The organism is Ruegeria sp. ABV3_008 (assembly GCF_056161185.1).
This window is the reverse complement of sequence record NZ_JBSWYP010000019.1, coordinates 1-21775: the sequence shown is the minus strand read 5'-3', so window position 1 is coordinate 21775 and position 21775 is coordinate 1. Positions and strand designations below refer to the sequence as shown.

The following is a 21775-nucleotide window of genomic DNA, read 5'->3' as shown; positions in this document are numbered from 1 at the left end:
AAGCCCTCTGGATATGCGCCGAGCGGATCGTCAATGCAAGAAGGCCAGTCGTCAGCCTTTTGCACCTTCGTCAAAAAACGGTGTCATCTGCGCGACAATGACGGCGTTCTCGTCCAGTGCCCGCTGCATCAGGGCGCGTTCATCGGGGTCGATGTCATGCCCCTGCGCCTCTCGCTCGGCCAATGTGCCATAGCCGGTCACGTCCAGAGGGGCCGTGTCGGCCTGTTTCAGGATCGCAACCGTTTCACGCACGGCCTCGGCCTCATCCACGCCGCTGGCAAAGCACATCAGGGCTGCTCCGGTCGCGCCGTCTGGCAGGCCATCTCCCTCCTTGCGGCCGATCTGCACGAGCAGGGTATAGACTTGCTGACGAGAGGGTTTCTTTTGCTTTTCCATGCAGGGGGCCATAGCTCTGCACCTTTGCACGGTCAAGCATTTGCATAGGGCTGACAACTCTGCATAGTGGTATTTTCACAAACCACTAGGGATATTTGATGACCTTTCCAGATTTCATTACCGACTTTCCCAGCCTTGACGTTCCCTTCCCCGAGGACGTCGTGCAAACAGCCGTGATCCGCTCTGATGCCGGGCTGGTGGCGTTTTTCACTTTCCTGAAGGATTTTGAACTGCCGATGCACGCCCACAAGGCCCAATGGGGCACTGTCATCGAAGGCGAGGTAGAGCTGACGATAGGGTCTGAGACCAGAACCTATCGCCCCGGAGACAGCTACTTCATCCCGGACGGGGTCGAGCATGGCGGCAAGATCAAGGCAGGCTCACGCGTGATCGACGTGTTTGAAGAGCCGGACCGCTATCCTGTCAAAGCCTAACAAAAAAGGCCGCAGCACAGGGCTACGGCCAATCCTTTCGATGAATCGCCCTTAGTCACGCAGCAATTCATTGATCCCCGTTTTCGAGCGGGTCTTTTCATCCACCCGTTTCACGATCACCGCGCAATAGAGGCTGATGTTGTTCTTCGATGGCATCGAGCCTGCAACGACCACGGAATAGGGCGGAACCTCGCCATAGGTGACCTCGCCGGTCTCACGGTCGACGATCTTGGTCGATTTGCCGATGAACACGCCCATGCCCAGAACTGAGCCTTCACGCACGATGCAGCCTTCGACCACCTCAGAGCGTGCACCGATAAAGCAATTGTCTTCGATGATGGTGGGACCAGCCTGCATAGGCTCTAGCACGCCACCGATGCCGACGCCGCCCGACAGGTGCACGTTCTTGCCGATCTGCGCGCAGGATCCGACGGTCGCCCATGTATCCACCATGGTGCCTTCGTCGACATAGGCGCCAAGGTTCACGAAGGACGGCATCAGCACTGCGCCCGGCGCGATATAGGCCGACTTACGGACAACGCAGTTGGGCACGGCACGGAAACCGGCGGCCTTCCAGTTGTCGTCACTCCAACCCGCGAACTTGCTGTCCACCTTGTCCCACCAGCCACCGGCCTGAGGGCCGCCGGTCTGAATTTCCATGTCCTTGATACGGAAGCCCAGCAGAACCGCTTTCTTAGCCCACTGGTTGACGTGCCAGTCACCGCTATCCAGTTTTTCGGCAACGCGCAATGCGCCGCTGTCCAGCGCGTTCAGCGTGTCTTCGATGGCTTCGCGCTGTTCGCCTGTTGTTGCGGGCGTGATGGTATCGCGCGCCTCCCAGGCGGATTCGATGGCGGCTTCCAGTTGCGCATTGGACATTGGGCGTCTCCCTACAGAATCTGTTCGTGTCGGTGTGGCCTATACGAAAGCCAAGCCCACGGCGCAATGCGACGAACAGGGGCTCTTTTGCGGCGGAATCGTCCGACCCTCAGCTGGCGCGGCGGATATGGCGGATCAGGATGGTCGTTGCGGCGCCAAGATCCTTGTGTTTCAGCGCTTGAACAATCGCCAGATGATCCTTGTCGACGCGCTGTTTCCACTTGGGTTTCCAATGGGCAAACAGATGACGCGCGCTAGCGATATGAAGGTCATCAATCGTGTGCAGCAGGCGCGGCATGCCGCAGGGCGTCAGGAGCGCCCGGTGAAAGACCCGGTTACGTGTTTCCCAGTCCGGCATGGTCTGCGCCTCGTCACAGGCAATCCGCGCCTCATCCATGCGTTTCACATCACCGGGCGTCATGTTCTGCACTGAATGTTGCAGGGCCAAAGGTTCAAGCACCACGCGCATTTCGACCACTTCGCGCACCTCGGCCGGGTCGAGAACAGCGACACGCATACCGCGCCGCGGTTCGCTTTTGGCAAGGCCATGCCCCTCGAGCCGAAGCAGAGCCTCGCGCACGGGGACATGGCTGGTCTCAAAGGCTTTGGCGATGTGATCCTGGCGCAGCTTCTCGCCGGCGTTCAGATCACCGGTGATGATCTGCTGCCTGAGATTTTCGTAGATTGTATCGGCAATCGTGGCGCTCATGAATTATAGATAAAATCCTCAACCTGTTTTCACAAGGCGATAATTCAGCCTGAAAAAGGGTCTGGCGCAATGTTCCCGCCGCAGATCAGAACGGCGACGCGTTCGCCCGGCTCTGGCGTGTAGGCCCCCGACATCAGCGCCGCCAAGGCGGCCGCTCCGGCAGGTTCGACAAGGATGCGATGCGCTTGCCACAATACGCGCTGCGCCTCAGATATGGCCTGATCGGATACCAGCACCGACTCCATACCCTGCGCCAGTTCAAAACAGATCGACCCGATCCGCCGCGCGCCCAGCGCGTTGGCCGCAACGCCGGAAACCGACACGTCCACTGGCTCACCAGCCTGCAAGGCGGCATTCAAAGCGCATGAGGTTTCCGGCTCGACCGCCACGACCTTGCGCGCGCCTTGAAACCAGGCCAGAGCGCCCGCGATCAGCCCGCCGCCGCCAACGGCGATCAGGACGGTATCGGCCTCCAGGCCCTGCGCCTCCCATTCGGCAAAGCAGGTGCCCTGTCCGGCGACCGTAGCAGGTGCATCATAGGCGTGGATCTGCATTGCGCCGGTGTTGTCCTCATGCGCCTGCGCCATCGACAGCGCGTTTGCATATTCGCCGGGCACCACGCTGAGATCCGCGCCGATCTGTTCGATCAGGGAAATCTTGGACGGGCCCGCGATCTCTGGCACAAAAATCTTGGCCGGGTGCCCCAACGCACGCGCCGCATAGGCCGCCGCCGCCCCGTGATTACCGCCCGAGGCCGCCACAACACCTGCTTGCGGCACCTCCATGCTCAGCAACGTGTTGAACGCCCCGCGCGCCTTAAAGCTGCCGGTGTGTTGCATATGCTCGAGCTTCAGCTCGATCGGATAGCCGGGAATGTGGCTCTCCATCACCGGGGTTATCTGCGCGTGACCGGCAATGCGTTCTGCTGCCGCCTGAATTTCCGTCTTCCAATCCATTCTTGTCTTTCCGTGACTGGCACTCTGCCCGCGAACCCTATAGCTGTTTGTCAAACACGCAAGCAGGGATCGTTCACCAATGAGAGAAGACCGCCACAGCCCTTTCCGCGACGCGCAGACTGACCGCTCGACCGCGAGCGAGGTGCCGGACACGCCTCAAACGCGGTCCCCGGCCTATCGCCTTGCCTTCGCCGATGAGGAATTCCTGTGCCGTGATGAGCTGCGCCCCGTGCGTTTGCAGCTGGAACTGCTGAAACCCGAGATGATCATGAGTGAGCGTGAGATCACTTCGACCATCGTCATGTTCGGCGGCGCGCGCATTCCGGAACCGTCGCAGAAACACACCGCGCGCACCGAAACACTGGCCGGTCTGTCGCAATATTATGACGAGGCGCGCGAGTTCGCGCGGCTTATGACCGAGAAATCGAACGAGACGGGCTGCCGCGAGAACGTCATCGTCACGGGTGGTGGCCCCGGCGTTATGGAGGCCGGAAACCGCGGCGCGCAGGATGCCGGTGGTTGCTCCATCGGTCTAAACATTGTTCTGCCGCATGAACAAGCGCCGAACCTTTATGTGACGCCGGACCTCAGCTTCAACTTCCACTATTTCGCCATCCGCAAGATGCACTTCCTGATGCGAGCCCGCGCCATCACCATCTTCCCCGGCGGCTTTGGCACGATGGATGAACTGTTTGAGTCCCTCACCCTGATCCAAACGGGACGGATGGAGCGTGTGCCCTTCCTGCTGTTTGGGCGCGAATTCTGGGAGAAGGTCATCAACTGGTCGGCGCTGGCCGATGCTGGCACGATCTCGGACGAAGACCTCGATCTGTTTCGCTTTGTCGACACCGCGCAAGAAGCGGTTGAGATCATCGACAACTGGGAACCCGCCCCGCCTCGCGACGCCATTCCGGGACGCTGAACCATGGCCCACAAAACCGGAGAGATGCTTCACCTGCGTGGTAACGCGTTGGACAAGGGTGACCCGGTCGCCCTGCCACTAACCCAAAGCAGCATGTACCACCTGCCCGGCCTGCCGGATGGGCATGCCACTTATGGCCGCGTCGACAACCCCACATGGGTGCATCTGGAACATGTGCTGTCCCATCTTGAGGCCGCGCCCTGCCTTAGCTTCCCGTCGGGCATGGCGGCCATCTCGGCCGCTTTGTTTGCAACCGTTCAGGCCGGGTCGCGCCTGTTGATCCCCTCGGATGGTTACTACGTGACGCGCCTGCTAGCAGACAGGTTCCTGTCGCGGCTGGGCGTTGTGGTCGAAGAACGGCCGACCACAGGCTTTACCGACGGAGGGTTTGAGGGCTTCGACGTGGTCTTCGTGGAGAGTCCGTCGAACCCCGGCCTCGACATGATTGACCTTGCGGATGTGGCCAAACAGGTTCGTGCTGCCGGAGGCATCACCATTGCCGACAACACAACCCTGACACCGCTGGGCCAGCGGCCGTTGGATCTGGGTATCGACGTGGTCGTGTCCTCGGACACCAAGGCCATGGGCGGGCACTCGGACATGCTAATGGGCCACGTCGCCAGCCGCGACGCGCAGATCATGGAGCGGGTTGAGGAATGGCGGCGCGTCTCAGGCTCAATCCCCGGACCGCACGAAGCATGGCTTTTGCATCGCGGGCTCGAGACTCTGGACGTGCGTTTTGACCGCATGTGCGCCTCGGCTCAGGTGCTGGCCGAGCGACTGTCAACGCACCCGGTAGTCAAGCACATCCGCTATCCCGGCTTGCCGAACGATCCGTCCCACGCGCTGGCGCAAGCTCAGACCACGCGGTTCGGGTTCCTGCTATCGCTGACGCTGGAAAGCGAGGACAAGGCCGAGGCCTTCATCAACACCTGCCCTTTGCTGCGGCCCGCCACATCATTCGGCGGCGCTCACAGCTCGGCTGAGCGCCGCGCGCGGTGGGGTGACGCTGTCGACCCCGCCTTTATCCGCCTGTCGGTCGGGTGTGAGCCGGTTGAAGAGCTTTGGCAGGCGTTCGAGGCCAGCCTGAACGCGCTCTGACTATTTCTTGGCTTCGCGCAGTTCCTTAAACACGTAGATCGGCAGCACCACGCTGGCGATCAACGCCCCCAGCCAGACCAACAGCGTTGCGGCCAGCAGGTTGGAAACACCTCCAACCGTCAGCCCCGAGGCAATCAGGTCGGTGACCAGCAGACCCACAAAGGTCACGATCAACGCGATCCCACCCTTGAGCGCCGGCGCCTTCTTTTCCCCGAGCTTCAGGATCAGCGGCTCGGCAATCACCTGAACGACGGTGAACACAAGCACCACAACGATGAATGAGATCGGCTTGATGGCAAAGCCGTTCAAAATGAGCGACGCCAGCAACAGGCCGATGGCATTCCCGGCCAGCAGGGCCAGAGCGGATTTGATTCTGCGCGACATTCAGGCTCTCCGTGTATGAACAGGTACAGACATACAGATATTATCAAACCTGTAGGATTTTTCGAGCCAATTCAATTGCCTCTTCCTTTTGGTCGGTTGAAATCGCATGATAAAACACATTCATAAAGATCAGACCGACCCACATCCGCGAGAGGTGAGATGAGCGACGATCCCTATTCCGTCCTCGGCGTCGCCAAAGACGCCAGTGCCGCCGAGATCAAGAAAGCCTATCGGCGCATCGCCAAGGAATGCCACCCGGACCTCAAACCCGGTGATGCCGAGGCCGAGGCCAAGTTTAAAGCCGCCGCCGCTGCTTACGATCTGCTGAAAGACCCCGAAACCCGTGCCCGCTATGACAATGGCGAGATTGACGCTTCGGGTCAGGAGCGCCCTCAACAGCAATATTATCGCGACTATGCCGAGGCCGCCGGAAACCCCTATCGCGGACGGCAGGCGGACCCGGATGACATGTCGGACATCTTCGCCGAATTCATGCGCGGCCGCGGTGGGTTTGGCGGCCAGCGCACGCAGGAATTCCATGCGCCGGGTCACAATCTGAATTACTCGCTGCAGATCAGCTTTCTGGATGCCGTGTTTGGGGCCAGCCAAAAGCTTACCCTGCCCGATGGCAACCGGATCGAGGTTAAAATCCCGGCGGGTATCACCACGGGTCAAACCATCCGGCTGCGAGGCAAGGGCGCTCCGGGCTATGGTGAGGGGCCTCCGGGGGATGCGCTGGTCACGATTTCGGTCGAGGATCATCCGGTGTTCGACCGGCAGGGGGATGACATCCACATCACATTGCCGATCACCATTGATGAGGCTGTTCTGGGCGGCAAAGTCCCGGCCCCTACGATCGACGGTGGCGTCAACGTCACCGTTCCGGCAGGCACCAGCAGCGGCAAAACCCTGCGCCTGCGGGGCAAGGGAGTCAAAAAACGCGGCTCGTCCGAACGGGGGGATCAACTGATCGAACTCACCGTCGCCCTGCCCGACCAGATCGACGACGACCTCAAGCAATTCATGGAAACATGGCGCGACGCCCATCGCTATGATCCTCGGAAAGGAATGCCGTCATGACCCTGACCGAAGAGGAACTGATCGAAACCATCACTCGCCTGACCTCGGACCGCCTGACCGAATACCTGGCCGCCGAGATCGTGATCCCCGAGCAATCAGACCAAGGCGTGGTCTACCACAGCATCGACGTTGCCCGGCTGGAACTGGCCTGCGAACTGCACGAGCAATACGATATGGAGGCCGATGCTTTGTCGATGATGATTTCTCTGATCGACCAGATGCACGGGCTACGCGCTGAACTGCGTGAAGTTCTGAACGCGGTCGAGGCGCAACCCGATCCCGTGCGGCAGCAACTGATTGAGGTTATCGGAACCGCCCGCTTTCGTCGCGGATAGGTCTACTCACCTTTGATCTGGTAATCCTCGGGAACGTAGAAGGTGTAGTCCCTGTCGGCTACCTGCACGTGGCAGTCATGGCAATAGGCCACGGCCCCGGCCCGATCGCCCAGAGTGTCGCCAAACAAAGACCCATCGGGCAGTACCATAATGTAGCGCCAGTCTGCAGTCTCGGGATTGGCACCTTGGGCCAGTTTCTCCATCACGAACATCGCACCGGGGTAGATTTTACCCTCATCGGTCACCGTCATGCTGTCCTTGGCCAGAACCGAGCCCATGGGCAAAAGCTCACCCGGTTGCAGGGTCGCGTAGTTCAGCGCCATGCGGTTGGCATAGCTGTTCACGAACCGCTGCCCGTGTGTTGCCGAGATATAGGGCGCATCGTTGAAAAGTGGCCAGCTTTGGTAGTTCAAAATGAGATCCAGCTGAGAAGTCGCATAGCCACGGGCCATACGTTTCGACAGCGCGCGATAATGCGCGCTAGCTTCGTCCTTGCTCAGCTCGGCCGGGTTTTCGATGGCCAGATGCGCATCGGGGTCTTCCGCAAAAGCGCCCACTGCAGATAGCGGTACAAATAGGACTGCAAATGCAATGGTTTTCAATTTACTTCGAGGTCGTTCAATCATTTGGGGCTCACCTGAAATATCAGTTTGCCTACATGCCGCGCGTAGCGAAGAAATAAGCTGGCGGCGAAAAGCCCCGGCGTTTCAAGGGAAAGCCGAGCGTCCGAAACAGGAACGGACGCCCTAACACATAGCAAATATTGAAGACAAAATCAGCACCGGAAACATTAAGTTTACCGCTGCAACCCTTGGCAGAAGTGGCTTAGCTACCGCTCAACCCGGCCTCAGCTTCGATCTGCTTACGCGATTTGCGCGCACGCTCGGTTGCCGATTTCAACTGACCACAGGCCGCCATGATATCCTCGCCGCGCGTCTTGCGGATGGGTGAGGCATAGCCGGCCTGGTAGATGATATTCGCAAAGGCCCGGATACGATTGTTCGAGCTGCGCTTGTACGGCGCACCGGGCCATTCGTTGAACGGAATCAGGTTGATCTTGGCCGGGATCTTATGACGCTTGATGTGGTCGATCAGACGATGCGCGTCCTCGTCGCTGTCATTCACACCATCCAGCATTACATACTCAAACGTGATCCGCTCGGAATTCGAGACATTGGGATAGCTGGCCAGCGCTTGCAATAACTCCTCAATGTTCCAGCGCTTGTTGATCGGCACCAGAACGTCGCGGGTTTCATCGGTGGTCGCGTGGAAGGAAATCGCCAGCAAACAGCCGATTTCTTCGGCCGTGCGCGCAATTTCCGGCACCACGCCCGACGTGGACAACGTGATCCGGCGACGAGAAAGAGAAATCCCTTCGGGGTCCATGGCGATCTTCATCGCGTCTCGGACGTTTTCGAAATTGTAGAGCGGCTCACCCATGCCCATCAGAACGATGTTCGACAGCAGGCGCGTCTCATCCTTCGGCGCACCGGGGGTCGGCCATTCCTCAAGATCATCGCGGGCCATCATCACCTGGCCCACAATCTCGGCCGCGGTCAGGTTGCGCACCAGTTTCTGCGTGCCGGTATGGCAGAAAGAGCAGGTCAGCGTACAACCTACCTGAGACGAGATACACAGCGTGCCGCGATCCTCTTCGGGGATATAGACCACCTCGACCTCGTGCCCGCCCGCAATACGGCACAGATATTTGCGCGTGCCGTCCTCGGACACCTGACGGGTGACCACTTCGGGAATTTCGATCACAAAGCTCGCGGCCAGTTGCGCGCGATAGGCTTTGGCCAGGTTGGTCATCAGTGCGAAATCACGCACGCCCCATTGGTAGATCCACTGCCAGATCTGACCGGTCCGCATCTTGGCCTGCTTTTCCGGCGTGCCATGTTCGATCAGAGCCGCGCGGAGCTGATCGCGCGTCAGACCGACAAGGTTCACCTTCCCCTCAGGCAGTTTGCGGGGGATGGTCATGACGTCTTGAGTGATCGGCGCTTTGGGCGACATTTGGGTACCTACTGGGCGTATCTCAGGTGGATTCCGGATTGGGATGCGCCTCTATATAGGATCGCGCGCAAAGATCAAAAGGAATCGTATTGACCCTTACGCGCTTTTATCGCCGGATCAGACCCCTGCAGGCGGGATAAAGCAATCCTCGGCATCCAGTGTTTTCACCGGATCTTCAGGCCCGCATTCTTCACCTGTAATCGGGTAGGTTTCAGGCTCTTTTTCACAGGCCGCCAGAACCAGTGAAGAAGCCAACATCAGAGTTATCAGAGTTTTGTCGAACATATTCAGACATCCTTTGTTATTACTGAACAAATTAGTTCAGATGCCAAAAGGACGCGCTTTGATACGGATCAAGCTTTCTGAATATTTGGTAGAATTATGCGAGAAGCTGCAAAATAGACGGGTCGCTTGTGATCGCGACCCGAAAGATCAGTTGGTGCAGCGCGTCTCCGCGTCTTCGATCGCGGCGGTGAAGCCCAGCAGAGAGAACGTGTCCTTTGTTTGCGTCCCGCGTTCCGAGCGTGCGGTCAGCACAGCCTCGGTCCCGCGCTTCATGGCGGTGACGATCTTGGCATCGTCCTGAGCAGTCGCCGGCCAGGCCCACTCGCCCTCGGTAAACAGTTCGAATTCAGACCCGTCTACAACCAGGTTCACCGTGGAACCGGCCGCAAAAGGGTAGCCACCGGTAAAGGTCACTTGTCCTTTGACCTCGGCATTCGGACGATAGAAGACAAACAGCAAGATGTCGCTGCGGCGCACAGAAACGACACGTCCGCCCCGCGTATTCACGGTTTCCTTGGGGGCCGAAACGCTCCAGCATTCGGTGGGATCATCTTCGACAAAAACGCTCCAATCCGTTTTTGCCGCGACGCGGTTCGTACTTGTTCCCTGCTGTGCGATTGCAGTTGTGGCCATACCCGCCACACACAGACCCGCAAGCACGCGGGTAAGCATTGATCCCATTTGTCCAGCCTCCTAGCTCGACCTTCTACCTCATACCCATCGGAAAGCCATGCGAACCCTGCCAGTTCGTCTTGGAAACGTTGCGCATTCCGATGATTGTCGACATACACACACTAACGCAGGTTTCGCCACAGGCGAAAGGGCGATTGGCAGAATTTTGCGCATAAATCCGGAGGTCCAGATGACGCAGCCCATCCCGATGACAGAACTGTGGCGTGGTGATTTGCTGGAAAGCCTGCATCTGGGTCATGCGGTGGTCTGCGATGAAACAGGGCAGATCATGCAAAGCTGGGGTGATCCGAACGCAGTAATCTACCCGCGTTCCTCGGCCAAGATGATTCAGGCTTTGCCTTTGGTTACGTCCGGCGCTGCGGCAAAATACGGGCTGAACTCAGAACATCTAGCACTAGCCTGCGCTTCGCATAACGGGGCCGCCATTCACACGGATCGCGTTTCGGCCTGGCTGGATCATCTCGGTCTCACCGAGCATGATCTGCGCTGCGGCCCGCAAGAGCCCGCCGACATAGCCGCGCGCGACCGGCTTATTCTAGCCGACGATACGCCGTGCCAGATCCACAACAATTGCTCGGGTAAACACTGCGGGTTTCTAACCCTGTCTCAGCATATGGGGGCCGGACCGGAATACCTTGAGATTGACCACCCCGTTCAACAAGCGTGCTTGTCTGCCATCGAGGAAACAACCGGCGAGACCAGCCTCGGCTACGGCATCGACGGATGTTCGGCCCCGAATTTCGCGACCTCACTGGTCGGGCTTGCGCGTTCCATGGCGTGGTTTGCCTCAGCCGCTGATCGGTCGGACCGGTCGAGCGACGCGGCGCAGCAACTGACCGCCGCGATGATCAAGCACCCAGAGCTTGTCGCGGGCGAAACCCGCGCCTGTACCGAGTTGATGCGCGCGATGAACGGTCGCGCTGCGATCAAGACCGGGGCCGAGGCCGTCTTCGTCGCGATCCTGCCGGAAAAACGCATGGGCGTTGCGCTGAAGATCACCGACGGCACCACCCGCGCGAGCGAATGCGCCATCGCCGCCATTCTGGTCAGCCTCGGCATGTTGGAGGCCGATCACCCGGCCACGCGCAAATTCATGAATGCAACGCAATACAGCCGCCGAGGGCTGGAATGCGGCGTGATCCGACCCGCGCCGGGCTTTCCGAACTAAGGCGGCTACATCTCGATTTCGTGGATTTCCGCCACTTCGACCGAGCCAGATCCGTTGATGACCATCGGGCAGCCTTTGGCCATCTCGGTTGCAGCATCAATGCTGTCGGCTTTGATCACCGTGAAGCCAGAGGCCGGGTTTGCCCCGCCATTGTCGACAACGCCGCCGTTACTGACGGTATAGGATTGGCCTACCGGGTTTCCCGGGATATCCAAAGCCTCGCCCATGTTTTGAAACCACGCGCCCCATGCGGCCATGGTTGCTTCGATTTCTGCGGGGTCAGTTGGGGTGTGGCCCCCGTGATAAACAAATAGATATTGGGGCATTTTGTTCCTCCCTGAATGAAATCTATTGGCACTGCGCTTCGAGTTTGCGCAGCGAGGATGTCCAGCCTGTGTTGTGGTTCTCAGCAGCCTCGGCGTCCGCGAGTTCACGGTGATCGATAACAAGCCGGGCACCGGTTTCGGTTGCCGCTATTGAAAAAGTCACGTGGCTTTCCGGCCCGCGTTGATCTTGGTCGCCATGCCAACCCCACGTGAAGCCAACCGAGTTCGGAGGATCAACATGCGTGACATGTCCCGAAACCTTGAATTGCTGCCCATCGCTGTTTTCCATCACTGAAAACCAGGGGCCGGTTCTCGAAAAATCCAGATTGTGATCCGGCACATGCATGCCTTCCGGCCCCCACCACTGCAGCAGTTTCGAGCCATCTGTCACCCAATCAAAAAGGTCCTCCGGGCTGACGGGAAAGTCCCGCTCCAATTTCAGGTCGGCCATGAATTTTCCCTTTCCAAGATGTCACCCAAACGATCCAGACTGCTTTCCCAGAACTGCCGTTTCGAGATCGTCCACTCGGCAATCGCACGAAGGCCTTCGGAGTGGACGGAATACAGCCGCTGGGTACCCAGCACGCGTTGTTGCACCAATCCGGCCTGTCGCAGCACCTTCAGGTGGCGCGAGATTGCGGCACCTGACATGCCTTTGCCTTCGATCAGGTCTCCGGCGGGCAGTTCACCGCCTTCCATCAGTTGTTCGACGATGGCGAACCGAGTGCGGTCAGATAGTGCGGAAAAGGCTGTAATAAGATCGGTCATGATTCTTATTTAACACAAATGTTAAATTTAGGAAAGTCTACCTTTTGTCAGCGCCAATCAGGAAAATTGGCCGTGCCTCTTCTTTTCGTGTATATGTGAAAAGGTTCATAGACCTGCTCCAAAGACACAAGTTACGGTGTTATGTGTGAGTTTAATAAGTTGTTTTATTTTAGGAGGCTTGAGATGCGCTTCGCGTCCACTTCATTGTTTATCGCCTGTACCCTTGTTGTTGCAGGCTGTGCATCCCCTTGGTCACAGACTGAGACTGTCACCCCTGCTGCAACCGCCCCTCAACCAACCCCTGCGGCGGCGGTAGCGACAACTCCCACGCCTGCATCCACGACGGCGACGGCGGCAGCCTCTACGGTCATTTCATCGACAGCGCGCCAAAATGCGTATGACCGCGATGGCGGAGATGGCGGCGGTGGCGGCGGTGGCGGCGGTGGAGGAGCCGGCGGTGGCGGCGGTGGAGGAGCCGGCGGTGGCGGCGGTGGAGGAGCCGGCGGTGGCGGCGGTGGAGGAGCCGGCGGTGGCGGCGGTGGCGGCTGGGGCGGATAAGCCGGAGACGACACCACATGCTAAAGCTTGGGTTCAAAACCGGTCGGCGCCATTTACTAGCAGCTGCGTCTATCTTAACGATTTGCGCAAGCGGCCTCAGCGCGCAGTCCCCGTCGGCAACTAGCGGGAATAGCCGGGTTGCGATTGTCATCGGCAATCAGGACTACACGAGCGTTGGCGACCTGACCAATGCCAGAAAAGACGCCGAAGACATTGCGGACATGCTGCGAGACTTCGATTTCCAAGTCTTCGACGGCTATGACCTGACCAAACGCGAGTTTGAAGAGCTGATCCGCACAGCGGTTCTGAACATCCCGGATTCCGCAGATGTTCTGTTCTACTATGCGGGTCACGGCATTCAGATCGGGCGGCGAAACTATTTGCTGCCCGTGGATGCCAAGTTTGAAAGCGTCTATGATGTGCCGCTGGCAACGATGACGCTGGATCGTGTGATTGACACCCTGTCCGCCCGTAGCGCGGCCCATGTGGCCATTCTGGACTCGTGCAGGGACAATCCGTTTCAAGACCTCAGATTGGCGGCCGATCTGGACGCCAATCTTTTCGAAACTCGCGAAGGGTTCGACGTCTTCAAAACGCCGCTGAATTCCTTGGTAGCTTATTCGACCTCGCCAGGTGCGGTGGCCAGTGATGGCGAAATCGGCCACAACAGCCCCTATACGGCGGCCGTTCTGGAAACTGCCCAATCCTCTCCGTTTGAGAATATCCAACAGCTCTTTCCGGTCATTCGCGAGAGGGTTCACACCAAAACATCGGGGCAGCAGATCCCCTGGGAAAGCTCGACACTGGTGCGCCCGTTCTATCTGGCGCAGCAAAAAGTCGAGGTTGAACCAGAAGCGCTGCAGGACGGCGCCCCCCAATCCCTATCGCTCAGCTATCAGTTCGACAAATCTGTCCCGCTGTCCCAAAGCCTGAGCCAAGCGCTGGGAAGGGACATTGTAGATGTGCGGGTGACGGAAACCCCTGACCGGGGTGCTGTCAGCGCAAGCGAAACATCTCTGACCTACACGCCCGAGATCACGGACACACGTGCCGTTGACCTGCCCAAAACCGGTTTTGCGGACACCTTTGCGGTCGAGGTCGTAACCGCCGATCAGACGCGCCAGACGGTTGAGGTCTCTCTGGAATTGGGCATGAACGCCTGCGATCTCGAAGCGGGGGATGCGCTGGATCTTAATGGCGTTGGCGTGTTCCGCCTGCCGAATGAGCTGGATATCACCAAAGGTCTGGCCGCCTGTTCGCAAGCGGTCGAGGACTATCCGGAAAACGCGCGGTTCCAGTACCAGCTGGGCCGTTTGCAACAAGCCGCAGGCAATGTGCCAGGTGCCTTTGAGAGTTTCACGAGTGCTGTCGACGGCGGGCATATTCGCGCCAAATACGCTCTGGCAACTTTGTTGGATACACAGCGCATCGACCGCGCGGTCACCAAGACCCCTTATGACCCGGAAAGAGCGCGCGCGCTGCTAGAAGAAGCCATCGCCCAGCAAGACCCCTATGCCATGCACCGGCTGGGCCAACAATTGCTGCGCAAAGGTGAAACGACCGAAGAGAAGAATCGCGGCTTCGAGCTGTTGGAACGCTCGGTCGAGCTTGGACATACCTATTCGATGAATGAACTTGGCATGTATTTCCTGCGTGAAAACTCGGAACGCTATATCCCCGAGCGTGGGTTGCGATATCTGCGGGCGTCCGAGCTGCGGCAGGACATCTATGGGTACGACAATCTGGCCTATGTCTCGCTGAATGGGCTGGGCGGCAATCCGGTCGATTTCGACAAAGCCGAATCCTACTTTCTGGCGGCAGCTCAGGGTGGGCATCCAACTGCTCCGGCCAGTATCGCCCGCATGATCCTGCGGGATCAGTTGAAAGGTCGGCCTCGCACCGAGGCCTTGGCCTGGTACGACACCTCGCTGGAACGCGGTGATGCCTGGGGCGGTGCGAACGGAGCCTATATCATTCTGGACGGTCAGGTACCGGGCAAAGGTCCGGCTGACGCGGCGCTCAGGGCGGCAAAAGCGGCGCTGCTGCCGAATGAGGACCCTGCCGCGCAGGCTCAATCGCAGTTGGACAGCTTATCGCGTGGGGATCTGGATCGGGCATTGCAACTGGCGCTGAATGAACTTGGGGAAAATGTCACCGTCGATGGCCAAGTCGGCCCTGCAACCCTGACTGCGCTTGAGAACATCAGCGCCAAGTTCGGTGTTCCGGTTCCCTATGCCGCCGCCAGCGATCCGAAGGCCCGGCTGTTGCTGGCCGCGCGTGTGTACTGGGCGCAGAATCCGGTGCGCTTTGACTTGTTCTAGACGCTGAAGTCAGCCTTGCTGTAACCTTGAATATAAAGCAGGGCCGTTAGGTCTCCGTGGTTGATCCGCACGTCGCATTCGGCGGCGACCGAGGGCTTTGCATGTAGCGCAACGCCGGTTCCGGCCCGCCCCAGCATGCCCAGATCGTTAGCCCCATCGCCAACCGCGATCACGTCGCCCTCGGACAAGCCAAGCGTTGCGGTGATCCGCTCCAGCGATTCAACCTTGGCCCGCCGCCCGAGGATCGGGCGCTGCACATCGCCCGTCAGCTGCCCATTCTCGGTCAACAGCGTGTTCGCCCGGTTCTCATCAAACCCCAACTGCGCCGCCACACGGGCCGTGAACGCCGTGAACCCGCCCGAGACCAAGGCCGCATAGCCGCCAGCCTTGCGCATGGTCGCCACCAACTCGCGCCCGCCGGGCATGAGGGTGATCCGCGTGTTCAGAACGTGGTCTATGACCGCCTCGTCCAGCCCTTTCAACAGGCCGACCCGTTCGATCAGCGCGCCTTCGAAATCCAGCTCACCATTCATCGCGCGCGCGGTGATGTCCTTGACGCGCTCACCCACGCCCGCCTCATCCGCCAGCTCATCAATGCATTCCTGCTGGATCATGGTGCTGTCCATATCCGCCAGAAGCATTTTCTTGCGCCGCCCCTCGGATGGCTGAACGACCAGATCAACGCTCATTTCCTGCAGATCGGCCCAGACATCCCAGCGATTATCCGGCATCTCGGGCAGCGTGAACGCGGCCGCCTCACCGGGGTTGAGCCACGTGACTTCGCCCCCGCCCCACGCATTTCGCAGCGCATCCACCATAGTGACCCCAAGCGAGGGTGTGGTGGGATTTGTGAGCAAGGTGGCAACGTACATGGCAGGTCTCCGGCAATCTGCATAGCGCATATCGCAGGTGCAGCATTTTCGCCAGAGTTGGTTGGAAATATCTGCCAAACGGGGCTTTACGGTCCCGGTTTTCCCCGCCAGATTCAGCCCACGACGCACGGAAAGGAACACCGAATGGCCAACCCGCTTTATGATCGTCTGTTTGGCATTCACGCTGGGAAAACCACTCCGTTCCTGCATCTGCCCGACGGTCAGGTTCTGACCCATGCCACCTTTCTCGACACGGCCGCGCGGCTGGCCAACGCGCTGACGGGACTGGAGCTGGAGCCCGGAGATCGCGTCGCGGTTCAAGTCGAAAAATCGCCCGAGGCGCTTGCTCTCTACGCCGCTTGCGCGCAGACCGGGCTGATTTTCTTGCCGCTCAACACCGCCTATACGACCACTGAGCTGCAGTATTTCATCGAAAACAGCGGCGCAAAGCTGGTAGTCTGCGATATCGCGAACGAGGCTGGCCTGACCCCGATTGCCCAAGCGCAGAACGCCCATATTGCAACTCTGAACGCCGATGGCAGTGGCAGCCTGATGCGCCGGGCGCTGGGAATGCTGCCTGCGTATGAACCTGTTTCACGGTCCGAAGACGATCTGGCCGCGTTCCTTTATACCTCAGGCACTACGGGGCGGTCGAAAGGCGCGATGCTGACGCAGGCCAACCTGCTGTCCAATGCCGAAACGCTGGTGCAGGAGTGGCATTTCACCAAGGACGATGTGCTGCTGCATGCGCTGCCGATCTTTCACACCCATGGCCTGTTCGTGGCGACCAATGTGGTGCTGGCTTCGGGCGGGTCGATGATCTTTCTGCCCAAATTCGATCTGAACGACATCCTGCGTCTGATGCCAGAGGCCACCTCGATGATGGGTGTGCCAACCTTCTACACTCGCCTGCTGGGCGAAGACCGGTTTACCGGAGATCTGACGCGCCATATGCGGCTGTTCATCTCAGGCTCGGCGCCTCTGCTGGCGGAAACCCATGAGCAGTTCGAGGCCCGCACCGGGCATCGTATCCTCGAACGCTATGGAATGACCGAAACCAACATGAACACCTCAAACCCCTATGACGGCGAACGCCGCACCGGGACCGTCGGGTTCCCGCTTCCGGATGTCGAGCTGAAGGTTACGGACCCCGAAACCGGCGCGCCTTTGCCACAAGGCGAGATCGGCATGATTGAGGTTCGCGGTCCGAACGTCTTCAAGGGCTATTGGCAGATGCCCGAGAAAACCGCCGCTGAGCTGCGCGAGAACGGGTTCTTTATCACTGGCGATTTGGGCCGGGTGGACGAGGATGGCTATGTCCATATCGTCGGCCGTGGCAAAGACCTGATCATCTCGGGCGGGTACAACATCTACCCCAAGGAAATCGAGCTGTTGTTGGATGACCAACCAGGCGTTTTGGAAAGCGCGGTCATCGGCGTGCCGCACCCGGATTTTGGCGAAACCGTGCTGGGCATTCTGGTGCCTCAGCCCGGACAGGCCCTTGATCTGGATGCCATTCTAGCACGCGTTCAGGATCAGCTGGCCCGGTTCAAACATCCGCGCAAACTCATCGTGCTTGGTGAGCTACCCCGCAACACCATGGGCAAGGTGCAAAAGAACGCCCTGCGCGCGACCTATAAAGACAGCTTTATACAAGGCTGATTTATACAAGGCTGACCCGGCCCTTTTCAGTCAACTCCCAACAGGTGCGGCCTTCGAAGACAACGACACTGGCCGGGCGTCCATACCCCGCGCCGGTATCCAGGTTCACGCGATTGCCGCAATACGTCACCCGGTCGACCGGAGTATGGCCATGGACGATCAGCTTGGGATGCGGCGCGGTATTTTTCAAAAACTCCTGCCGGATCCAGACCAGATCGTTTTCATCCTGCTGATCCAACGCGATACCGGGGCGGATGCCCGCATGAACGAAAGCCAGATCGGGTGTCTGGTGCATCAAGACCAGCCCCCGCAGGAACGCACGATGATCCTCGGGCACGGCCTGCAACGCCATGGCGTGCAGATCCTCAAGCCGGGTTTGCCCCTCGAACACGATACCATAGCTGGCAAGTGTTTCGACCCCGCCCAGACGCTCATGCAGCCAGTGGTAACCGACCAGAAGATGCGGATCATGGCGGGGGAAATCCTCAAGAAACCATGCAAACATACGGTCGTGATTACCCAGCAAAGTGATCCAGTCCCGCCCTTCGGCGCGTCCCGCGATCAGGCGGTCGAGAACACCCCGGCTATCTGGTCCCCGGTCGGTATAGTCGCCCAGAAACACCACCTGAGCCTCAGGCCCGCCGTCGCGGTCAATCAGAGAAAGGAGTCGGTCGAACTCGACGCTCTGCCCGTGCAGGTCGCCAATGGCGTAAATCGGTTTAGTCATGAAAAGGTCTCGGCTGCTGTCACGGCAGTTTAGAGGCGAAAGCGTTGATAGCGCAATCAGGAACACCCGCGCCGGTCCTTGGCGCGGGTGTCAAATTGTCTGAAATGACAAAGGGTGCCAATCAGACGACGTCGAACTCCAGCGGTTTGATCTGCGTGAACAAGCCCGTTTCCGCCAGCTTAGCGCGCGCCTCGGCCGGGACAGGTTCGTCCACATAAAGCAGCGCGATGGCCTCCCCACCCGCTTCAGACCGGCCAAGAGTAAAGTTCGCGATATTGACGTCGTTCTCGCCCATGGTCTGACCCAGCGCACCGATAATGCCCGGCACATCCTCGTTGGTGGTGTAGAGCATATGCGCCCCGATCTCGGCGTCGATATTGATGCCTTTGATCTGGATGAAGCGAGGCTTGCCGTCGCTGAACACTGTGCCACCGATCGAGCGTTCGCGCTTGGTGGTCACCACGGTGACCTTGATATAGCCCTCAAACGCACCGGATTTGTCCTGATTGGTGGTCGAGATCTTGATGCCACGCTCTTTGGCGACAACCGGCGCCGAGACCATGTTCACCTCGGGATTGAACTTCTTCATGATCCCCGCAACGACGGCGCAGTTCAGAGCGGCCAGGTTCATTTCAGCCGCTACACCATCGTAGAGGATGTTGATCGCCTGAACCGGCTCATCGGTCATCTGGCCGATGAAACTGCCCAGATGGCCCGCCAGTTTGATCCACGGCCCCATGACCTTGGCCTCTTCAGCCGTCACGCTGGGCATGTTCAACGCATTTTCCACCGCACCGGTCAGCAGATAGTTCGAGATCTGCTCCGCCACCTGCAGCGCCACGTTCTCCTGCGCCTCGGTCGTTGCCGCGCCAAGGTGAGGCGTGCAGACCACGTTGGGCAGGTTGAAAAGGGCATTCTCTTTCGCCGGCTCTTCGCTGAACACGTCAAAGGCCGCACCGGCGACATGGCCCGATTGCAGCGCCTCGGCCAAAGCATCTTCGTCGACCAGACCACCACGGGCACAGTTGATGATCCGTACACCCTTTTTGGTCTTCGCCAGGTTCTCTCGGCTCAGGATATTGCGCGTCTGATCCGTCAGCGGGACGTGCAGAGTGATAAAGTCAGCGCGGGCCAGCAGCTCGTCCACCTCGACCTTTTCAACACCCATCTGCGCGGCTTTCTCTTCACCCAGATAGGGATCATAGGCCACAACCTTCATCTTCAGGCCGAGCGCGCGTTCGCAAACGATACCGCCGATATTGCCCGCCCCGATCACGCCGAGGGTCTTGTTGGTCAGCTCGATGCCCATGAACTTGGACTTTTCCCACTTACCCGCATGGGTCGAGGTGCTGGCCTCGGGGATCTGCCGCGCCACTGCGAACATCATCGCAATCGCATGCTCAGCGGTGGTGATCATGTTGCCGAACGGCGTGTTCATCACGATCACACCCTTCTTCGACGCCGCATCCTTGTCGATATTGTCGGTCCCGATCCCGGCACGACCGATCACTTTCAGTTTGTCGGCTTTCTCCAGAATGGTCGGTGTAACTTTTGTGGCCGAACGGATGGCAAGGCCGTCATACTGACCGATCACCTCGGCCAGTTTGTCTTTGTCCTTACCCAGATCGGGCATGAAATCCACGTCGATGCCGCGATCACGGAAAATCTGCACGGCGGTTTCGCTGAGCTTGTCAGATACGAGTACTTTGGGGGCCATTTTCTCTGGTCCTTGAATTGTATGGAAGGTCCGGGCCTTGGACGGCCCGGTGAAAAGTCAGGCAGCCTCAGACTGCGCCGCGATCTCGGCCTCAAAGGCCCATGCCAGCCATGGCAGCATCGCTTCGATATCCGAGGTCTCAACCGTACCGCCGCACCAGATGCGCAGGCCTGCAGGCGCGTCACGATAGGCACCGATGTCCAAGGCGATATTCTCGGCCTCAAGCCGTTTGGCCACGGCTTTCGCGAATGTTGCACCGTCCTGAATGCGCCCATCTGTGAATTTCAGGCAGACCGAGGTGTTCGACTGCGTCGCCTCGTCCTCAGCAAGATTGGCGATCCAATTGTTCTGGTTGCAGAACGCATGCACCGCACCGGCATTGGCATCAGCACGAGCGATCAGCCCCTGCAACCCACCAACCGAGCGCGCCCAATCCAGCGCGAACAGGTAGTCCTCAACCGCCAACATGGACGGCGTGTTGATCGTGGCCCCGGTAAAGATACCGTCGATCAATTTGCCGCCCTTGGTCAGGCGGAAAATCTTAGGCAGAGGCCATGCGGGAGTATAGCTTTCCAGTCGTTCGACTGCGCGTGGGCTCAGGATCAGCATCCCGTGTGCAGCCTCGCCACCCAGCACTTTCTGCCAGCTGAAAGTGGTCACATCCAGTTTGTCCCAGGGCAAGTCCATCGCAAAGGCCGCCGAGGTCGCATCACAAATCGTCAGGCCCTGACGATCATCGGCGATCCAGTCGCCATTGGGCACCCGAACGCCCGAGGTTGTACCGTTCCACGTAAACACAACGTCATTGGAAAAATCGACCGAAGCAAGATCAACGATCTGACCGTAATCTGCGGTCTTCACCTTGGCGTCGATCTTCAGCTGCTTGACCACGTCAGTCACCCAGCCCGCGCCGAAGCTCTCCCACGCCAGCATTTCAACCTTGCGCTCACCCAGCAGCGACCAAAGCGCCATCTCAACCGCGCCGGTGTCCGACGCGGGAACAATACCGATCTTGTAGTCCGCTGGGATGCCCAGAATCTCACGCGTGCCTTCGATGGCCGCTTTCAGCTTGTCCTTACCGACAGCAGCACGGTGCGAACGACCCAGCGCGGCATCGGCCAGTTTGGACAGATCAAATGTGGGGGGTTTGGCGCAGGGGCCCGAGGAAAAACGCGGATTCGCCGGCCGCGTCGCCGGTTGTTCAATGCTCATCTGTATTACCCTTCCAGATACACGCCCCTCGTTGGGGAGGGGTGTCCCACGGACAGAGCTATGAGGCCTTCGCAGACGCAGCAAGCGAAAAAGACGCTTTCACCGCAAAAAACGACACCAAAGATGAGCGCAAATAAGAACAGAGGTTTCCGATAAGCGAAAACCCCGCCTTTCGGCGGGGTCTTTTAGTTTTATTCTGCGGCTTCTTCGTAAGCTTCCATTGGTGGGCATGTGCAGACGAGGTTTCGGTCTCC

At 59.1% G+C, this 21775-nt stretch carries 25 protein-coding genes; 9 read left to right on the top strand and 16 right to left on the bottom strand.

Going from position 1 to position 21775, the window contains the following annotated elements; translation table 11 throughout:
• Positions 1–51: 51 nt before the first annotated feature.
• The gene (locus tag ACXAH8_RS21765) at positions 52–396 is read right to left on the bottom strand and encodes a hypothetical protein (protein ID WP_170375977.1); all 345 of its coding nucleotides are present in this window, start codon (positions 394–396) and stop codon (positions 52–54) included.
• A gap of 98 nt (positions 397–494) precedes the next feature.
• On the opposite strand from ACXAH8_RS21765, the gene ACXAH8_RS21760 reads away from it, so the two are divergent.
• The gene (locus ACXAH8_RS21760) at positions 495–830 is read left to right on the top strand and encodes a cupin domain-containing protein (RefSeq protein ID WP_475220624.1); all 336 of its coding nucleotides are present in this window, start codon (positions 495–497) and stop codon (positions 828–830) included.
• A gap of 51 nt (positions 831–881) precedes the next feature.
• Here the strand turns inward: ACXAH8_RS21760 and dapD are convergent, their stop codons facing one another.
• The 3 genes from dapD to ACXAH8_RS21745 form a co-directional block, all read right to left on the bottom strand.
• Positions 882–1709: a 2,3,4,5-tetrahydropyridine-2,6-dicarboxylate N-succinyltransferase gene (dapD, locus tag ACXAH8_RS21755; protein ID WP_475220623.1), complete on the bottom strand. Its 828-nt coding sequence runs from the start codon at positions 1707–1709 to the stop codon at positions 882–884.
• A 109-nt stretch (positions 1710–1818) separates the two neighbouring features.
• Positions 1819–2418 (bottom strand): GntR family transcriptional regulator, encoded by a 600-nt coding sequence (locus tag ACXAH8_RS21750; protein WP_170375984.1) that lies wholly within the window; start codon positions 2416–2418, stop codon positions 1819–1821.
• 44 nt (positions 2419–2462) lie between these two features.
• Entirely contained in the window at positions 2463–3374 is a 912-nt protein-coding gene (locus tag ACXAH8_RS21745; RefSeq protein ID WP_475220622.1) for a threonine/serine dehydratase, read from the bottom strand.
• Between the two features lie 79 nt (positions 3375–3453).
• Between ACXAH8_RS21745 and ACXAH8_RS21740 the strand changes: the two genes are divergently transcribed.
• Together ACXAH8_RS21740 and ACXAH8_RS21735 are read left to right on the top strand one after the other, a co-directional pair.
• On the top strand, positions 3454–4296 hold the full coding sequence (locus ACXAH8_RS21740; RefSeq protein ID WP_170375987.1) for an LOG family protein: 843 nt from the start codon (positions 3454–3456) through the stop codon (positions 4294–4296).
• A 3-nt stretch (positions 4297–4299) separates the two neighbouring features.
• Positions 4300–5397 (top strand): cystathionine gamma-lyase, encoded by a 1098-nt coding sequence (locus ACXAH8_RS21735; protein ID WP_475220621.1) that lies wholly within the window; start codon positions 4300–4302, stop codon positions 5395–5397.
• On the opposite strand, the gene ACXAH8_RS21730 is transcribed toward ACXAH8_RS21735, so the two are convergent.
• Positions 5398–5781, bottom strand: a complete 384-nt coding sequence (locus ACXAH8_RS21730) for a hypothetical protein (protein ID WP_170644204.1) — start codon at positions 5779–5781, stop codon at positions 5398–5400.
• Between the two features lie 159 nt (positions 5782–5940).
• Here ACXAH8_RS21730 and ACXAH8_RS21725 point away from each other — a divergent pair, with 159 nt between their 5' ends.
• Together ACXAH8_RS21725 and ACXAH8_RS21720 are read left to right on the top strand one after the other, a co-directional pair.
• Positions 5941–6861, top strand: coding sequence for a DnaJ C-terminal domain-containing protein (locus tag ACXAH8_RS21725; protein WP_475220620.1), 921 nt, complete (start codon positions 5941–5943; stop codon positions 6859–6861).
• Positions 6858–7196, top strand: a complete 339-nt coding sequence (locus ACXAH8_RS21720) for a hypothetical protein (protein ID WP_170375995.1) — start codon at positions 6858–6860, stop codon at positions 7194–7196. The genes ACXAH8_RS21725 and ACXAH8_RS21720 overlap by 4 nt, the downstream gene beginning before the upstream one ends.
• A 2-nt stretch (positions 7197–7198) precedes the next feature.
• Here ACXAH8_RS21720 and ACXAH8_RS21715 read toward each other — a convergent pair whose 3' ends face one another.
• The 4 genes from ACXAH8_RS21715 to ACXAH8_RS21700 form a co-directional block, all read right to left on the bottom strand.
• Positions 7199–7798: a cytochrome P460 family protein gene (locus ACXAH8_RS21715; RefSeq protein ID WP_475220619.1), complete on the bottom strand. Its 600-nt coding sequence runs from the start codon at positions 7796–7798 to the stop codon at positions 7199–7201.
• Between the two features lie 223 nt (positions 7799–8021).
• The gene (gene rlmN, locus ACXAH8_RS21710; RefSeq protein WP_475220618.1) at positions 8022–9212 is read right to left on the bottom strand and encodes a dual-specificity RNA methyltransferase RlmN; all 1191 of its coding nucleotides are present in this window, start codon (positions 9210–9212) and stop codon (positions 8022–8024) included.
• A 117-nt stretch (positions 9213–9329) separates the two neighbouring features.
• Positions 9330–9497: a hypothetical protein gene (locus tag ACXAH8_RS21705; RefSeq protein ID WP_170376001.1), complete on the bottom strand. Its 168-nt coding sequence runs from the start codon at positions 9495–9497 to the stop codon at positions 9330–9332.
• Positions 9498–9644: 147 nt separating this feature from the next.
• Positions 9645–10178, bottom strand: a complete 534-nt coding sequence (locus tag ACXAH8_RS21700; RefSeq protein WP_170376002.1) for an invasion associated locus B family protein — start codon at positions 10176–10178, stop codon at positions 9645–9647.
• A gap of 181 nt (positions 10179–10359) precedes the next feature.
• Between ACXAH8_RS21700 and ACXAH8_RS21695 the strand changes: the two genes are divergently transcribed.
• Positions 10360–11358 (top strand): asparaginase, encoded by a 999-nt coding sequence (locus ACXAH8_RS21695; RefSeq protein WP_475220617.1) that lies wholly within the window; start codon positions 10360–10362, stop codon positions 11356–11358.
• 5 nt (positions 11359–11363) lie between these two features.
• Here ACXAH8_RS21695 and ACXAH8_RS21690 read toward each other — a convergent pair whose 3' ends face one another.
• Genes ACXAH8_RS21690 through ACXAH8_RS21680 form a run of 3 tightly spaced genes read right to left on the bottom strand, consistent with a single transcriptional unit; the run spans position 11364 to position 12452 of the window.
• Positions 11364–11684, bottom strand: coding sequence for a YciI family protein (locus tag ACXAH8_RS21690; protein ID WP_170469513.1), 321 nt, complete (start codon positions 11682–11684; stop codon positions 11364–11366).
• A gap of 22 nt (positions 11685–11706) precedes the next feature.
• Positions 11707–12135 carry an SRPBCC family protein gene (locus tag ACXAH8_RS21685; RefSeq protein WP_475220616.1) on the bottom strand — a complete coding sequence of 143 codons (429 nt, stop codon included), beginning with the start codon at positions 12133–12135 and terminating at the stop codon, positions 11707–11709.
• A complete protein-coding gene (locus ACXAH8_RS21680) occupies positions 12123–12452 on the bottom strand; it encodes an ArsR/SmtB family transcription factor (protein WP_475220615.1) in 330 nt (109 codons plus the stop codon). Before ACXAH8_RS21680 ends, ACXAH8_RS21685 begins: the two co-directional genes overlap by 13 nt.
• A 183-nt stretch (positions 12453–12635) precedes the next feature.
• Here ACXAH8_RS21680 and ACXAH8_RS21675 point away from each other — a divergent pair, with 183 nt between their 5' ends.
• The gene (locus tag ACXAH8_RS21675) at positions 12636–13010 is read left to right on the top strand and encodes a hypothetical protein (RefSeq protein ID WP_475220614.1); all 375 of its coding nucleotides are present in this window, start codon (positions 12636–12638) and stop codon (positions 13008–13010) included.
• A 17-nt stretch (positions 13011–13027) separates the two neighbouring features.
• Positions 13028–15331 carry a caspase family protein gene (locus ACXAH8_RS21670; protein ID WP_475220613.1) on the top strand — a complete coding sequence of 768 codons (2304 nt, stop codon included), beginning with the start codon at positions 13028–13030 and terminating at the stop codon, positions 15329–15331.
• Here the strand turns inward: ACXAH8_RS21670 and serB are convergent.
• On the bottom strand, positions 15328–16203 hold the full coding sequence (serB, locus tag ACXAH8_RS21665) for a phosphoserine phosphatase SerB (RefSeq protein WP_475220612.1): 876 nt from the start codon (positions 16201–16203) through the stop codon (positions 15328–15330). The two genes, ACXAH8_RS21670 and serB, sit on opposite strands and share 4 nt — an antisense overlap.
• Positions 16204–16347: 144 nt before the next feature.
• Here serB and ACXAH8_RS21660 point away from each other — a divergent pair, with 144 nt between their 5' ends.
• Complete coding sequence (locus tag ACXAH8_RS21660) at positions 16348–17865, top strand: malonate--CoA ligase (RefSeq protein WP_475220611.1); 1518 nt, start codon at positions 16348–16350, stop codon at positions 17863–17865.
• 1 nt (position 17866) lies between these two features.
• On the opposite strand, the gene ACXAH8_RS21655 is transcribed toward ACXAH8_RS21660, so the two are convergent.
• The 3 genes from ACXAH8_RS21655 to ACXAH8_RS21645 form a co-directional block, all read right to left on the bottom strand.
• The gene (locus ACXAH8_RS21655; protein ID WP_475220610.1) at positions 17867–18592 is read right to left on the bottom strand and encodes a metallophosphoesterase family protein; all 726 of its coding nucleotides are present in this window, start codon (positions 18590–18592) and stop codon (positions 17867–17869) included.
• Between the two features lie 121 nt (positions 18593–18713).
• The gene (gene serA, locus ACXAH8_RS21650) at positions 18714–20309 is read right to left on the bottom strand and encodes a phosphoglycerate dehydrogenase (RefSeq protein ID WP_475220609.1); all 1596 of its coding nucleotides are present in this window, start codon (positions 20307–20309) and stop codon (positions 18714–18716) included.
• A gap of 57 nt (positions 20310–20366) precedes the next feature.
• Positions 20367–21521 (bottom strand): phosphoserine transaminase, encoded by a 1155-nt coding sequence (locus ACXAH8_RS21645; protein WP_475220608.1) that lies wholly within the window; start codon positions 21519–21521, stop codon positions 20367–20369.
• Positions 21522–21775: the final 254 nt, after the last annotated feature.